Annotated in this window: 16 protein-coding genes and 2 rRNA genes; 6 read left to right on the plus strand and 12 right to left on the minus strand. The window is 61.7% G+C overall.

The features are described 5' to 3' along the window. The first annotated feature begins 44 nt into the window (after positions 1-44). Positions 45-251: a hypothetical protein gene (locus Q8K99_12960; GenBank protein MDP2183466.1), complete on the plus strand. Its 207-nt coding sequence runs from the start codon at positions 45-47 to the stop codon at positions 249-251. Here Q8K99_12960 and lgt read toward each other — a convergent pair. The 3 genes from lgt to Q8K99_12975 form a co-directional block, all read right to left on the minus strand. Further along, positions 248-1,075, minus strand: coding sequence for a prolipoprotein diacylglyceryl transferase (gene lgt, locus Q8K99_12965; GenBank protein MDP2183467.1), 828 nt, complete (start codon positions 1,073-1,075; stop codon positions 248-250). The two genes, Q8K99_12960 and lgt, sit on opposite strands and share 4 nt — an antisense overlap. 11 nt (positions 1,076-1,086) lie before the next feature. Further along, complete coding sequence (htpX, locus tag Q8K99_12970; GenBank protein ID MDP2183468.1) at positions 1,087-1,989, minus strand: zinc metalloprotease HtpX; 903 nt, start codon at positions 1,987-1,989, stop codon at positions 1,087-1,089. Between the two features lie 78 nt (positions 1,990-2,067). After that, positions 2,068-2,631: a LemA family protein gene (locus tag Q8K99_12975; protein MDP2183469.1), complete on the minus strand. Its 564-nt coding sequence runs from the start codon at positions 2,629-2,631 to the stop codon at positions 2,068-2,070. A gap of 153 nt (positions 2,632-2,784) precedes the next feature. Between Q8K99_12975 and Q8K99_12980 the strand changes: the two genes are divergently transcribed. Beyond that, positions 2,785-3,423, plus strand: coding sequence for a rhomboid family intramembrane serine protease (locus Q8K99_12980; protein MDP2183470.1), 639 nt, complete (start codon positions 2,785-2,787; stop codon positions 3,421-3,423). Here the strand turns inward: Q8K99_12980 and Q8K99_12985 are convergent. Continuing rightward, a complete protein-coding gene (locus tag Q8K99_12985; GenBank protein ID MDP2183471.1) occupies positions 3,420-3,803 on the minus strand; it encodes a hypothetical protein in 384 nt (127 codons plus the stop codon). The two genes, Q8K99_12980 and Q8K99_12985, sit on opposite strands and share 4 nt — an antisense overlap. 204 nt (positions 3,804-4,007) lie before the next feature. On the opposite strand from Q8K99_12985, the gene Q8K99_12990 reads away from it, so the two are divergent. The 3 genes from Q8K99_12990 (at position 4,008) to Q8K99_13000 (ending at position 6,375) form a co-directional block, all read left to right on the plus strand. Further along, positions 4,008-4,682, plus strand: coding sequence for an AzlC family ABC transporter permease (locus Q8K99_12990; protein MDP2183472.1), 675 nt, complete (start codon positions 4,008-4,010; stop codon positions 4,680-4,682). Further along, positions 4,675-5,001 (plus strand): AzlD domain-containing protein, encoded by a 327-nt coding sequence (locus tag Q8K99_12995; protein MDP2183473.1) that lies wholly within the window; start codon positions 4,675-4,677, stop codon positions 4,999-5,001. Before Q8K99_12990 ends, Q8K99_12995 begins: the two co-directional genes overlap by 8 nt. 69 nt (positions 5,002-5,070) lie before the next feature. After that, on the plus strand, positions 5,071-6,375 hold the full coding sequence (locus Q8K99_13000) for a DUF1015 domain-containing protein (GenBank protein ID MDP2183474.1): 1,305 nt from the start codon (positions 5,071-5,073) through the stop codon (positions 6,373-6,375). On the opposite strand, the gene Q8K99_13005 is transcribed toward Q8K99_13000, so the two are convergent. The 3 genes from Q8K99_13005 to Q8K99_13015 all read right to left on the minus strand — a co-directional run bounded on the left by Q8K99_13005 (position 6,372) and on the right by Q8K99_13015 (position 7,779). Beyond that, the gene (locus Q8K99_13005; protein MDP2183475.1) at positions 6,372-7,193 is read right to left on the minus strand and encodes a hypothetical protein; all 822 of its coding nucleotides are present in this window, start codon (positions 7,191-7,193) and stop codon (positions 6,372-6,374) included. The genes Q8K99_13000 and Q8K99_13005 overlap by 4 nt on opposite strands. Positions 7,194-7,196: 3 nt before the next feature. Continuing rightward, positions 7,197-7,427 carry a hypothetical protein gene (locus Q8K99_13010; protein MDP2183476.1) on the minus strand — a complete coding sequence of 77 codons (231 nt, stop codon included), beginning with the start codon at positions 7,425-7,427 and terminating at the stop codon, positions 7,197-7,199. 94 nt (positions 7,428-7,521) lie between these two features. After that, positions 7,522-7,779 carry a hypothetical protein gene (locus Q8K99_13015; GenBank protein ID MDP2183477.1) on the minus strand — a complete coding sequence of 86 codons (258 nt, stop codon included), beginning with the start codon at positions 7,777-7,779 and terminating at the stop codon, positions 7,522-7,524. A 151-nt stretch (positions 7,780-7,930) separates the two neighbouring features. Here Q8K99_13015 and Q8K99_13020 point away from each other — a divergent pair, with 151 nt between their 5' ends. Further along, positions 7,931-9,025, plus strand: a complete 1,095-nt coding sequence (locus Q8K99_13020; GenBank protein MDP2183478.1) for an FAD-dependent monooxygenase — start codon at positions 7,931-7,933, stop codon at positions 9,023-9,025. 33 nt (positions 9,026-9,058) lie between these two features. Here the strand turns inward: Q8K99_13020 and dcd are convergent, their stop codons facing one another. The 5 genes from dcd to Q8K99_13045 all read right to left on the minus strand — a co-directional run. Further along, positions 9,059-9,625, minus strand: a complete 567-nt coding sequence (dcd, locus tag Q8K99_13025) for a dCTP deaminase (protein ID MDP2183479.1) — start codon at positions 9,623-9,625, stop codon at positions 9,059-9,061. An 83-nt stretch (positions 9,626-9,708) separates the two neighbouring features. Next, positions 9,709-11,991, minus strand: a complete 2,283-nt coding sequence (locus tag Q8K99_13030; protein ID MDP2183480.1) for a vitamin B12-dependent ribonucleotide reductase — start codon at positions 11,989-11,991, stop codon at positions 9,709-9,711. 279 nt (positions 11,992-12,270) lie between these two features. Continuing rightward, a complete protein-coding gene (locus tag Q8K99_13035) occupies positions 12,271-12,492 on the minus strand; it encodes a NifU family protein (protein MDP2183481.1) in 222 nt (73 codons plus the stop codon). A 164-nt stretch (positions 12,493-12,656) separates the two neighbouring features. After that, a 5S ribosomal RNA gene (rrf, locus tag Q8K99_13040) occupies positions 12,657-12,772 on the minus strand. 103 nt (positions 12,773-12,875) lie between these two features. Further along, positions 12,876-14,498, minus strand: a 23S ribosomal RNA gene (locus tag Q8K99_13045); the annotation flags it as partial.

Raw genomic sequence — 14,498 nt, forward strand, 5'->3', positions numbered from 1 at the left:
GCGGCTACAGTTAGGTCGTCAGTGCGACTGACTGCGAGGGACACATGCCCTGCTACCTACTCCACACCATCGAGCAACCCGATCCGGGTGCCTACAGGGATCCCGACCTGAAGGACGTGGTCGGCTCCTTCCCCCAGCTCTTCTGCTCGCAGTGCACTCCGCCGCGCCCCTTGCTCGCAGGCGAGAGCGTCAAGTGTCTCGACCGCGAGGGGCCTTGTTGGAAGCCGCACGGCGAGGTCTGCGCACCCTAGTCGGAGCCCGAGGTCTTCGCCGGCTTCCCCGGCACTGCCGCCCCTCGCGTGTCTTCGGCGCGCAACGCACGCCAGATGAACCACACGCCAAGGACGACCAGCGGCGCACTCAGGAGTTGCCCCATCGTCAGGGGACCTAGAACGAGCCCGAGCTGGGCATCCGGCTCTCGCACGAACTCGACGAGAAGCCGAAACGATCCGTACATCAGCAACATCCAGCCGAAGATCGCCCCGGTGGGACGACGACGGCGTGCCATCACTGACAGAACGACGAACATCACAAGCCCCTCAAGCACAGCTTCGTACAGCTGCGACGGGTGTCGTGGGCTGGCGCCGGCTCCCGGGAACACCATAGCCCAGGACACGTCGGTCACTCGTCCCCACAGCTCACCGTTAATGAAGTTCGCGAGCCTGCCAAAAAAGAAGCCGACTGGCGCTCCCACGGCAGCCATATCCGCGAGCCGTAGAAACGGCACGCCAACCCTGCGCGCGAAGAGGACTCCGGCGATGATGATACCGGCCAGCCCACCGTGGAAGGCCATACCTCCATCCCAGATCGCGAACACCCGGACGGGGTCGTCCAGGTAGTGGCGCCCACCATAGAAGAGAACGTAGCCGAGACGCCCTCCCAGGAGCACGCCGATCACGCAATAGAGCAACGCGTTCAAGACGTCGTCATCGGTCAGCCCGACTCCCCATTGCCGGCTGAGGCGCCTGAACAACAGCGCGGCCGCAATGAACCCCACAACGTATGCCAGTCCATACCAGTGCACATGCACCGGACCAAGACGAAGAAGCACAGGATCTATGCTCGGATAGGTCAGGACGGCCACTCTTACATCGCCTCGAGCCGCTTGATGCGATCTTCGATAGGCGGATGAGTGTCAAAGAGCGCGTTCAAGCCCCTTCCGCCCCGGTAGTCCTTGAGAGGGTTGTAGATATAGAGCGACTCAGTCGCCTTGTTCGCCACGCCAAGTCGATGAGTGTCGCCCGCGATCTTGCGCAGCGCACCCGCAAGTCCCTCGGGATAGCGCGTGATCAGGGCACCGTTCGCATCGGCCAAGTACTCCCGTTTGCGCGATATCGCCATCTGGATCAGTGCAGCGAACAGCGGGGAGAGGATCAGAAGCGCAACGGCGACAAGTGCAAGAACCGCCTGGATCTGCCCGCCACCTTCGCTACTGCCACCACGACGGCGTCCGCCGCCCCACCACCAGGAGCGGATCATCCACTCCGAAAGGAGGACGACCGTCCCCGCCATGACTGCGGCAAGCGTCTGCACGAGCGTGTCGTAGTTCTTGATATGCGACATCTCGTGCGCTATCACGCCCTCCAACTCCAGTCGATCGAGCTTCTCGACGAGGCCTCGCGTGACTGCGATCGCGGCATGCTGAGGGTTGCGACCGGTCGCGAAAGCATTCGGCGCCTGGTCATCGATCACGTAGGCCTTGGGCACCGGGATGCCAGCAGCTATCGAGAGTCCCTCCACGACGTTTACGAGATAGGGTTCCATCTCCCGATCCACAGGTCTGGCACGGCTGATCGATAGCACGATTCGGTCGGAGTACCAGTACGAACCCCACGTCATCGCGAACGCGACGACCACGGCTAGAACGAGACCACCGCTGCCCCAGTTCGACGCGTAGCCAAACGCCCAGCCCACCGCGAGGACGAGCGCCACGAACACGGCAACAAGCAACACGCTCTTGAACTTGTTCGAAGATATCTGGTCGTACAACGTGTGCGCCTCCAACAATGACGTGCCGCGGTCCGCATGCGGACCGCGGCTACGTATGACGAACCCGATTCCAGGAACCTAGAACTGCACCTTGACCGGCTCTGCTGCGGCAGCCTCGATCTCGAAGTAGTCGCGAGCCGTGAAACCGAACATGCCGGCGATGAGATTCGCGGGGAACGACTGGATGGCTGTGTTGAAGCTCATCACCGAGTCGTTGTAGAACTGACGCGCATACGCGATCTTGCTCTCGGTGCCGGACAGCTCTTCCTGCAACATCTTGAAGTTCTCATTGGCCTTGAGCTCCGGGTACGCCTCGGCCACGGCAAACAGCGTCTTCAGGGTCGAGGTGAGCATGTTCTCTGCCTCACCTTGCGCCTTGACCGTGTCGGCCGACATGGCCATGTTCCGCGCCTGCGTGACCTTCTCAAACGTGCCGGACTCATGCGCGGCATAGCCCTTGACCGTCTCCACGAGATTAGGGATCAGGTCATACCTCCTGCGCAACTGGACGTCGATCTGGGACCACGAGTTGTCGACGCGGTTCCGCAGTACGACGAGCCGGTTGTACAGGGCGATCAGCGCACCTGCGATGACAAGCAGCAGCGCGAACACACCACCCACGCACACCACAGCGGCTCCCATTGATGCCTCCTCACGTCCCGGGGCGCGAACCTCCGGGTCCATTGAATAGCCCGCGTGCGTTACACTTGCCCGCACGATGATGGTATCAGAATGGACAGCCGAGTGATTCCCCTCCGCGACGAGAACCCAACCCGTCGGTTCCCATGGGTGACCATGTTGATCATCGCACTGAACGCGGCAGCCTTCGTCTATGAGATGAGTCTCCCCGCCAAGGAGCTTCAGGTGCTGATCGATGCCTGGGCGCTGACGCCGGCGCGCTTCCTGGACGGCCCATGGAATCGCGTGACCTGGCTCCCGGTGCTCACATCGATGTTCCTGCACGGCGGCTGGATACATCTTGGGGGCAACATGCTGTACCTCTGGATTTTCGGCAACAACATCGAAGACCGTCTGGGTACGCTTCGTTTCGTTGGCTTCTATCTGGCGACCGGCATCATCGCGACTCTCGGCCAGGTCGCCTATGCGCCTGCATCGACTGTGCCCCTTGTCGGTGCCAGCGGCGCTATTTCCGGCGTACTCGGCGCCTACCTCGTACTCTATCCTCGCGCCCGGGTACTTACGCTCATTCCGGTGTTCTTCATTCTGGAACTCATCGCCGTACCAGCCGTGTTCGTTATCGGCGTCTGGTTCCTGATGCAGCTCGCCCAAGGAGTGGGTTCGATCTCGCAGCAGGCGACCGCGGCAGGTGTGGCCTGGTGGGCACACATCGGAGGCTTCCTCGCCGGAGCGGTGTTGATACTCCCGGCAGCCTACGCCGATCGGAAGACTCCCCGATTCAAGACCTGGCGCTAGCGCGTGCGCCCGTCATCGTCACAGCCTATCTCTCTCAACATGTCGCTCACGTCAGTCACCTCGGCAAGTTGCTGACGGAAGTACTCGCAATAGGAGTCGATTCGCTCCTCGTCCGCGGTCTCGATCTCGATGTCCATGTCCCCGGCAAGGGCCATGATGCCGGCAAGCGGTGCGGCGCGGCCCCCTCCGTCCTCGGCCATCGCCTCGATCGCTGCCATCAGGAAGCTCGGGACACGCACACTCACAGATATCTCCGCGCCGCACTCGGGGCAGGTGAAGACGACTTCGGCTTGCTCGGGTTCCCGGAGTACGACCGTATCCACATCTTCGAGGGCGACCTCGACGGGACCGTCGACGGGGCATGTCACTACGAACTGCATCGTCCTCGCCTCCTCGGACGAATCCGACCCTGAGTACATTGTACCGCGATGCGGAGCCGCACACCGCACTGTCTCGAACATGCACGCAAGAAACGCGCCACAATGTAGGTATCGGCACTGACTCGAGATTCTACCAGTGCTAGCATGACCAACGTGCAATCCACTGGCAGCGATAACACAACTCGTTCGAAACGGTCGCGCTTCATGCGTGGCGCGCGCCTCGGATTCCCGATCTTCCTCGGCTACATGCCGGTGGGCATGGCGTTTGGCGTCATTGCCACAACGATCGGCTTCAGCATACCCCAGGCGACGGTCTGTTCCGCGACCGCGCTCGCCGGTGCCGGGCAGTTGATCGCACTCAGTCTCATGCGTGCGGGCGAAGGTGCCGTCGCCGTGGTCGCCGCGACTACCATCGTCAATCTCAGGTACCTGCTCTTCGCAGCAACTCTGTCACCTCACTTGCGGAGGACTTCCCTCTCGGGTCAGGCGGTCCTCGCATTCACACTCACCGACGAGACATTCGCCATCAACATCACGGACCGACGCTCGGGACTCTCAAGCGCAATGTCGATGGCGGGTGTCGGCGCGATCGCGTGGGTGGGGTGGGTCGGGGGCACGGTCATCGGGGCATCCGCGACAGCGTGGATCGGCGATCCCTCACGGTTCGGAGTTGACTTCGCGATGCCGGCGATGTTCACCGCGCTGTTCATCGCCCTGGCCGAGGACCGCCGGCATGTCATCATCGGAATCGTCGCTGCCGCCATAGCAGTCATGCTTCCGGCCCTGGCGAGCCTTGGCCTTGATGTCCCCACAAGCTGGTTCATTGTCGTCGCGACCATGGTCGCCGCGACAGCGGGGACGGTGCTGTTCCGTGAGTGACCGCATCATATGGGGAGTGATCGTTGGGATGGCCGTGGCGAACTTCCTCGTACGCTTCGTTCCCATCGCGATCGTGTCGAGGGTCGAGCTACCGCGACCTGTGATGCGCTGGCTGTCCTTCGTCCCCGTATCGGTCATGGGGTCTCTGGTTGCGGGCGAGATCCTTCGCCCGGGCGGCAACCTCATGACCCCGTGGCAGAACCCGTATCTGCTCGCGGCGCTTCCCACTGCGCTTGTCTACCACAAGACACGAAGCTTCCTCGGCGCCACAGTCGCAGGCATGGTCATCTTCGTGGCGCTACGCGCACTCGTCGGGTAGACTGTCAGCCCGGGCAGCGCCAACAACATCCCGCCCCCTCCGCCGACGCACGACAGGAAAGGGATCCCTGTGGCACGCGTACGCGCATTCCGCGCACATACCTTCGCGCGAACCGTCGCGGACATAGACGACCTGACCGCTCCGCCATACGACGTCATCTCACCCGAGGAGCGCGAAGCACTGCTCTCGAAATCCCCGCACAACATCGTTGCTCTCGAGCTGCCCGAGGGCTCCCTCGACCCGGCTGTGCCCGGCAACCGATACGAGACGGGGGCGGCGCGGTGGAAAGCGTGGCAAGCCGAGGAGATCCTCGTTCGGGACGCCGTCCCAACCCTCTACGTGCTCGAACAGCGCTTCACACTTGGCGAACGAGAGGTCCGACGACGGGCATTCATCGTCGAGCTGAAACTGGAGCCATTTGACGCAGGCGTCGTGCTTCCGCACGAACGCACGTTGCCCAAGGCGCTCGGTGACAGGCTCAACCTCACCCGAGCATGCGCGGCGAACCTGTCGCAGGTCCTTGGCCTGTATCCGGACAGCGAGAGAGCCGCCGACGTCTTGTTCGAAGCCGTCATGGCCACCGAACCGGCGATGAGCGCGGTGGATGTCGACGGCGCAAACAGTACCGTCTGGTCCACGACCGACCCGGCCACCATCGACGCGCTCTCGGTTGCGCTCGCCGACAAGCAGGTCTTCATCGCCGACGGCCACCACCGCTACACGACCGCGCTCGCCTATCGTGACGAACGCCGCGCGGCCGACGCAGCGGCTGGACGGACGCCTACCGATCCTGCCTACGACTGGGTGATGATGGCGCTTGTGAACATGGATGATCCGAACCTCGTCGTGCTGCCGACACACCGGGTAGCGAACGCGCCTGGCGACTTCGACAACGACGCGTTCTACCAGGCGCTATCGGGACTCTTCGACATCTGTGACCTGCCGCCGGGACATCCCGCTGGCGCCCTGGATTCGCTCGTTCGCCCGGGGTTCCTGGTTCAGGCTCGCGACGAGGCGCGGCCTCGCCTCGCGGAGCTGCGTCCTGACGTCGATCTCGACACCGTGATCCCCCTTCCGCGCTCGCGCGCCTGGAAGGAGCTCGATGTCGCAGTACTGCTCGAACTCGTGCTCGAACCAATCCTCGGCATTCACCCCGACAAACCGGAAACGCTCGAGCGTCTCACTTTCGTCAAGGACGTCCATCAGGCCCTGAAGATGACGGCCGATCACGACGTTGCCTTCGTTCTGCGCGCCACACCCATGGACCAGCTGCGAGAAGTGGCGCTTGCCGGCGACATGATGCCGCAGAAGTCGACGTACTTCTACCCCAAGCTGCTTTCGGGTCTCGTGATGCGGGGCATGGCCGAGGACTAGGCCCTGCGCCCATCGCGCGCTCCGACGCCATCCACCACGAGCCACGTGAGGCGGGGGCAGACACCCCCGAGACGGCAGTCTCCGCATCGCGGAGCCTTGGGGCGACAGGTCTCACGACCGATCAGCCAAGCAGCAAGATCCACCGTTCCCGGTGATTCAGGGCACGCGCAAGCCGCAGCAGTCTCGACCTCTGCGACTGTGTCGTGCTCGACCAGACCTGAACGCAAGAACACGCGACGCACGTGAACGTCGTAGGCAACCGCCCCGAACTCGCGCCCGACAAGTCCGACGCCAAAATGCCGCTGCAGGATCTCGACGGCCATCACGGCCTTCTTGCGCCCGACGCCATCGAAGGCCGACAGGCGCTCGGTCACCTCGAGCACGTGACTGCCGGGCGCCCAGATTCTCGACGCATCGCCCCCATACTCCTCAAGCAGCTTCCTGGCCGCCGAGGAGATCCACCTCGGAATCGTGTTCTTGAAGCGATGCAACATCGGAGGCGCCTGAACCGCCGCACGCACGGCATCCGGCTCCTCGGCCAGCCGGGCCAGACTCAGGTGACCCAGGCGCGCCCGCAGGAGGTAAGGCCCCGCCCACGCCCTTTCGGCGGGAATACCCTGTGTGAACAGCATGCCAAGGAGGAACGCCTCAGGTGAGTCTTCGATGAGCCCGTTCGCTTCCGGGCTGTCGGTGAACGCAGCTCCGACCTGCGCGGCCCCTTGCGCCTGGAGCTCTCGCCCGAAAGCCACGATCTCACGCGCGACCGGCGAGATCGTGCCCCGTCCACCAGAGGCGGACGTTGAGTATCGCGACGACACAGTCTAGTACTTGAACGAGTCGTGCTTGATCCTGTGGATGAGCACCTCGCGCTCCTCGGGCGTGAACGCGTCACCGAACTCGTCAAGTGCCTTGACTCGTGCGCCAAGCAGCATTCCCCGGGCAATGCGGTGTGTGGCCCAGAGTAGACACGTCACAGCGGCGCCACAGAACAGGTCTCGAACGAGGCCGTACAGGTCATCCCAGTCATCGTAGCGCGGAACGTAGTTCGACATGGCCCCTCCCAATCTCGTCACTCCAACCGGTCAGATCGCTCCGGCGGCCCTGTGCTCGATATCCCCCACCTCAGCAGCGCTCAGACGCGCCGTACTACTTGGCATTCGTCCGATCGAGACGAGGGCCTTTCGTTAGGTAGAACCCGCAGAACATGCAGACGTCCTTCACGGCCTCGCTGCGGTCCACATCGGGGTCGAAGATGAGTGCTGCGTCGGTGGTCAACTCATACTGAGGTCGATCGCAGGCAGCGAACGCGCACTTCGTCGGGCAGTTGTCACCGATCTCCTCGGGATGCGGGCAGTTGCTCTGCATCTCCTCATCGCAGCCCCGCTGTTCCCAACACTTTGCCATCCCGTGCCTCCTGACTGTTCATGCCGGTTGAGCGATGATACCATCCTCCACGTCCCGCGATGCGTTCGTGGGCACGCGCATTCGGTGCCGGCACACCCTGTGCAGCAGGAATCGTGCCTCGTGTGCTGTATTCAACCATGGGGGGATGCGCGTGCGTCGACAGCTCAAAGACCTGCCCGAACACTACGACACTGTCGTGGCCGGCGCTGGACCGGCCGGCGTGATGGCTGCCAAAGAGGCCGCCCGCGCCGGACGCGTCCTTCTCGTCGAGGCGTCCTCCCTGCCTCGGGACAAGAGCTGCGGCGGCATGTTGAACGAGTTCGCGCAAGAGTTCATCGCCGGACTCGGCCCCGTGCCCGAAGATCTCATCCGGGATCCGGAACACGTCAACTTCCGTTACTGGGACTGGGACCGCGGTATCAAGAAACCGACGGCACTCCGCTTCCTCAATGTCGACCGCAAGGGGTTCGACGACTGGATGATGTCGTACCTGCCCGACAATGTGGACATCGTGCCGGACACCCAGCTCAACGGTCTCGCCGAAGAACCGGACGGCCTCTTTGTCTCCCTCAAGAACGGTGGTGTTCCCACCCAGGTACACTGCTCGAATCTCATCGGAGCCGACGGCGCACGTTCCGCCGTACGTCGGGCGCTCGGAATCGGCTCGGTCGCAACGTACGTGACGCTCCAGGACTTCGTGACGCTGAACGGAGAGCTTGAGCCCTATTTCGACTGCATCTACATGCGGGACATCGGAGACTGCTACGCCTACTCCTACATCGTGCCAAAGGGCGATACCGCCATCGTCGGATCCGTCTACTACCCGAAGACGAAGCGGCCCCACGAGAAGCAAGACCAGACTATGCAGATGTTGCGCGAGAAGCTTCCGCAGCTTGGCGAGACAGTGAAGCGCGAGGCGTGTGTCGCCTTGTCGGTCCGCTCCCCCGCCGATATCGTGCCTGGCCGAGGACGTGTGCTCCTCGCCGGCGAGGCAGGGGGCTTCATGTCCCCCACCTCGGGAGAGGGCATCTCCTACGCCATGAACTCTGGCCAGCTAGCCGGACTCGCGATCGCATCCGGCAACTCCGAGAGCGCACTGGGGACATTCACCCGCGCAAGCGCACCAATCGCGCGCAACATCCAGCGCAAGCTGCGCTGGCTACCCTACATGGAGTCCAAACTCGGCAAGTACTTCGCCGGATTCATCCCCGCGGCTATCGTCAGCCGGGTGACCAAGGGACTCTGACGCCAGGCGCGCGCAACTCCTCCACCACTGGCCCTACCGCTCGAAACTCTCGAACATGCGGCTCGGAGTGGTGTCGGCCTGTCCCTGGTACTTGCTGCCGAGCCCGGGTGTCCCGTACGGACGCTCAACCGGAGTCGTCATCTCTGAGAAAGATATCTGCCCGATCGCCATTCCGGGCATGAGCACGATCGGCAGGTTCGCGACGTTTGAGAGTTCGAGTGTCAGACGACCGTCCCAACCCGGATCGACATACCCTGCGGTCGAGTGAATGAGTAGCCCCAGCCGACCGAGCGACGACTTGCCCTCCAGTCGAGCGACGATATCGTCGGGCAACACGATGCGCTCGATCGTGGTGCCGAGAACGAACTCCCCGGGGTGGAGCACGAACGGCTCCTCGGCGGATGCCTTCACCGGCTCCATGAGACCCTGCTGCTCCCGTGAGGGATCGATGTACGGATAACGCGAGTTGCGGAAGACCTGGAAACTAGTGCCAAGATGCACGTCTACGCTCGACGGCTGGATATCATCGGGATCGCAAGGCTCGATGCGGATGCGACCCGCGAGCATCTTCTCTTTGATGGATCGATCCGAAAGGACCACGTGTGTCACGCTCCCCTACATCCACGTGGCCACGCCCAAAACCCTCGGCGCGGCCACGATCTACCTCAACCAGCCCACCACAGCTACGCACACTTGCTGTAACCGCACGCGCGACACACAGCGCAGCCGCTCTCGTGCTCGAGCGAGCCCCCGCACTCCGGACATGCGCCTGACAGGTAGTCCCGGCTGTCGCCAGACTTGCTCACGCCCTTCCCGGCCTCGCCGGTCTCCATGAAGGTGAAAGCGTGCTCCATGACGATACCGACCGCGTCTGCGCAAGAGAGCACCTTTCCTCCCTCTGTCCAACTCGGGCTGGGGCATCGAATGCCACGGAGGTGCTTCATGATGGCATCCGGGTCCACGCCCGCGCGAAGAGACACCGAGATGAGCCGCGAGAGCGCCTCCGACTGCGACGATGCACATCCGCCCGACTTGCCCATCTGCGTGAAAACCTCACACATCCCCTCCTCGTCCCAGTTCACTGTCACATAGAGGTTCCCACACCCTGTGAGTATCTTCTCTGTGCGCCCCTGGGTGACCATCGGCCGAGGACGAGGCTCTATCTCCCCGGGCCGCGCGCTGCGTGCAGTCTCGGTACCGCCCTTGCCGGTCTTCCCGGTCGAGAGCACCTGGTTATCTTTGGAGCCGTCACGGTAGATAGTGACGCCCTTGACCCCGACCTCATAGGCCAGATCGTAGACTTCGCGAACGTCCTCGGCGGTGGCCTCATTCGCGAAGTTGACGGTCTTGGACACCGCATTGTCGGTGTGTTTCTGGAAAGCGGCCTGCATTCTGATATGCCACTCTGGGGCGATGTCGTGAGCCGTCACGAAGATGCTCCGAACGTCCTCCGGCACATCGTCGACGTCGTGGACGGTGCCATGATCCGCGATGAGTGCCATGAGCTCCTGGCTGTAGAAGCCCCGACGCACTGCAATCTCCTCGAACGTCGGATTGACCTCGATGAGACGGTCATTGTCCATCACGGTCCTGATGTAGCTGACGGCGAAGAGGGGCTCCACGCCGCTTGAACAGTTCGCGATGATCGACAGGGTGCCGGTTGGGGCGATCGTCGTAACCGTGGCGTTTCGAACGCGCATTCCCTCAGGCGTGTCATAGATCGAGCCCTCGAAGTTCGGGAAGACCCCGCGCTCCTCGGCAAGATTCGCCGACGCCTGACGTGCCTCCGCGGAGATGAAGCCCATCACCTTCTCGCCGAGGGCCACCGCGTCGGACGAGTCATACGGAATCCCCATCATGATGAGGATGTCGGCCCATCCCATGACACCGAGACCGACCTTGCGATTGCCGCTCACGAGCTCTGCGATCTTCGGCAGGGGGTACTGGTTCACCTCGATGACGTTGTCGAGGAATCGTATGGAGCGGTGCACCACATCGGCAAGCCTGTCCCACTCTACCTCCGGTCCGCCCTCAGTGAACGTGACGAACTTCGACAAGTTCACGGAACCGAGATTGCAGGCCTCGTAGGGCAGTAGCGGTTGCTCTCCACAGGGGTTGGTCGACTCGATCTCACCAAGAAGCGGCGTCGGGTTGTCTCGGTTCATGCGGTCGATGAAGATGATCCCGGGGTCACCCGTCGCCCAAGCCATCTCAATGATGAGCTCGTAAACCTCGCGCGCGTCGAACTGCCCGGCCACCTCGCCTGACCGAGGATTGCGAAGGTCGTACGCGGTGCCGGCCTTCACGGCCTCCATGAACGACTCCGTCAGAGCAACTGAGATGTTGAAGTTCGCGAAGTCGCCGTCGGCCTTACACTTGATGAACGAGAGAATATCTGGGTGGTCGACGCGCAGAACACCCATGTTGGCGCCTCTGCGTGTACCTCCTTGCTTGACCGCCTCCGTGGCTTGATTGAACACGCGCATGAACGACACCGGGCCACTGGACACGCCCTGCGTCGACCGCACCTGGTCGCCAGCCGGGCGCAACTGCGAGAAGGAGAAGCCCGTGCCCCCGCCAGACTTGTGGATGATGGCGGTGTCGCGAACCGCTCCGAAAATCGAGTCCATCGAGTCGCCAACGGGAAGGACGAAACAGGCCGACAGCTGCTGCAGGTCACGGCCAGCGTTCATGAGCGTCGGCGAGTTCGGCAAGAACTCTAACGACGTCATGAAATCGTAGAAGTCCTGCGAGCGCGTCGCCACGGCCGTGTCATCTGCACCGAAAGCGCGCTCCGCCGATGCAACGTTCTCGGCGACGCGGATGAACATGTCCGAAGGCTTCTCGGTTGCGTTGCCCTCTTCGTCCTTGGTCAGGTACCGCTTCTGCAGCACCTTGAGTGAGTTGGGCGACAGTATGTCATCGATGGCTCGTGTGTATTCGGTCGTACGTGCAGCGTCCGGCATGACCCGCCCCTCTCAGCGTTCCTTCTCCCACCAGGCCGAACGGGCCCACCTGGGGCCCGTGGAATGCGCCTATACAACATGTTGCGTTCAACCAGTGTAGACCATCCCATATGTGGTACGTCAACGAAGTTGAGACGAACGGCGGGTAACGCCGTCCAAGTGGCTTTGCGGCAGTTCCGAGCGCACTTTCTCGGCGTTTGAGCGGGCGGAACGCGCGCAAGAGACTCAAGGGGTCGCACGAGGCGACCCCTTGAGTTCAGAGAGTGGTGTGAGCGCGGACTAGACAGGCTCCACTCGAACGACTTCGGGTACTTCCTGCTTGAGCACACGCTCTACACCGTTCGAGAGCGTAAGCTGAGACATCGGACAACCGCGGCACGCACCCACTAGACGGACCTTCACCACACCGTCCTCGCCGACTTCCACAAGTTCAACATCTCCACCGTCGGCCTGAAGCGCCGGACGGATCTTGTCGAGTGCTGCCTGTACCTGCTCCTTCATCCGGAGCTCCCTTCTTCTCACCGACCGAGCATTCTCGGCCGGCACCTACGTTCTGTGATGTCGCGGATTCTACCATAATCCTGACCGAAAAGGTCGCGTTTCAACAAGCGAGCCCCGTGCCATGAGACACGGAGTTCGCGAGAACACTAAGAGCCGTTGGATGTGTTGAGCGGCGTCCTACTCTCCCACGGCCTGACGCCGCAGTACCATCGGCGCTGGAGAACTTAACTACCGAGTTCGGAATGGGATCGGGTGTACCCCCTCCGCCATAACCACTCAACACATCCACCGGCTCTCGGTGGACGGCAAATATGCCGTTGTCAATAAGCCCCATAGGTGCGTCTGCACCCTGAGAGCTGCATAGCGCTTGAAAATCTCGGAATGAGATCAAGACCTCGGCCTATTAGTACTGCTCGGCTGAACACATTGCTGTGCGTACACCTGCAGCCTATCAACCTCGTAGTCTACGAGGGGCCTTACCTGGTTGACCCAGTGAGAGACCTCCTCTTGAGATTGGCTTCCCGCTTAGATGCTTTCAGCGGTTATCCAAACCGAACGTAGCTAACCAGCGGTGCCGTTGGTCGACAACTGGTACACCAGAGGTTCGTCCATCCCGGTCCTCTCGTACTAGGGACAGCTTCTCTCAAGTCTCTTACGCCCACGGTGGATAGGGACCGAACTGTCTCACGACGTTCTAAACCCAGCTCGCGTACCGCTTTAAATGGCGAACAGCCATACCCTTGGGACCTACTTCAGCCCCAGGATGCGATGAGCCGACATCGAGGTGCCAAACCCTCCCGTCGATGTGGACTCTTGGGGAGGATCAGCCTGTTATCCCCGGAGTACCTTTTATCCGTTGAGCGACGGCCATTCCACTCTGAGCCGCCGGATCACTAGAGCCTACTTTCGTATCTGCTCGACTTGTAGGTCTCGCAGTCAAGCCCGCTTATGCTCTAGTACTCTACGAACGATTGCCAAACGTTCTGAGCGGACCTTACGCACGCCTCCGTTACATTTTAGGAGGCGACCGCCCCAGTCAAACTACCCACCAGACACGGTCCCCGACCCTGATTCAAGGCGCCGGGTTAGATCATCAATCTGACGAGGGTGGTATTCCAAGGTTGGCTCCACCAAGGCTTGCGCCCCAGCTTCACAGCCTCCCACCTATCCTCTACACGACAAACCAATGATCAATGTCAAGCTGTAGTAAAGGTTCACGGGGTCTTTCCGTCCTACCGCGGGTAATTCGCATCTTCACGAATAATACAATTTCGCCGAGTCTATGGTTGAGACAGCGCCCAAGTCGTTACGCCATTCGTGCAGGTCGGAACTTACCCGACAAGGAATTTCGCTACCTTAGGACCGTTATAGTTACGGCCGCCGTTTACTGGGGCTTAGATTCAGAGCTTCGCCCGAAGGCTAACCCCTCCTCGTAACCTTCCAGCACCGGGCAGGCGTCAGACCCTATACGTCGTCTTACGACTTAGCAGAGTCCTGTGTTTTTAGTAAACAGTCGCTTGGGCCGTTTCACTGCGGCCCCAGCTGGCTCTCAACGCTTGTTTGATGACCAGCCAGGGCGCTCCTTCTCCCGAAGTTACGGAGCCATTATGCCGAGTTCCTTAACCATAGTTCTCTCGATCGCCTTGGTATTCTCTACCTGCCTACCTGTGTCGGTTTGGGGTACGGGCACTGATAGAACTCCCTAGAGGTTTTTCTTGAAAGCATGGGATCACTGACTTCACTCAATCGCTTCGTCATCAGCTCTCAGGCATCGTGTGAGACGGATTTACCTATCTCACGCCCTACAGCCTTTCACGCGGACGTCCAGAACCGCGCTCAGCTACCCTACTCCGTCACCCCATCGGTATTAACGCGCTATCAGTGGTACGGGAATGTCTACCCGTTGTGCATCGACTACGCCTCGCGGCCTCGCCTTAGCTCCCGACTGACCCTGGGACGATTAGCGTTGCCCAGGAACCCTTAGGCTTACGGCGGAAGTGTTTCTC

The organism is Actinomycetota bacterium (assembly GCA_030682655.1).
Classification (GTDB): Bacteria; Actinomycetota; Coriobacteriia; order Anaerosomatales; family JAUXNU01; genus JAUXNU01.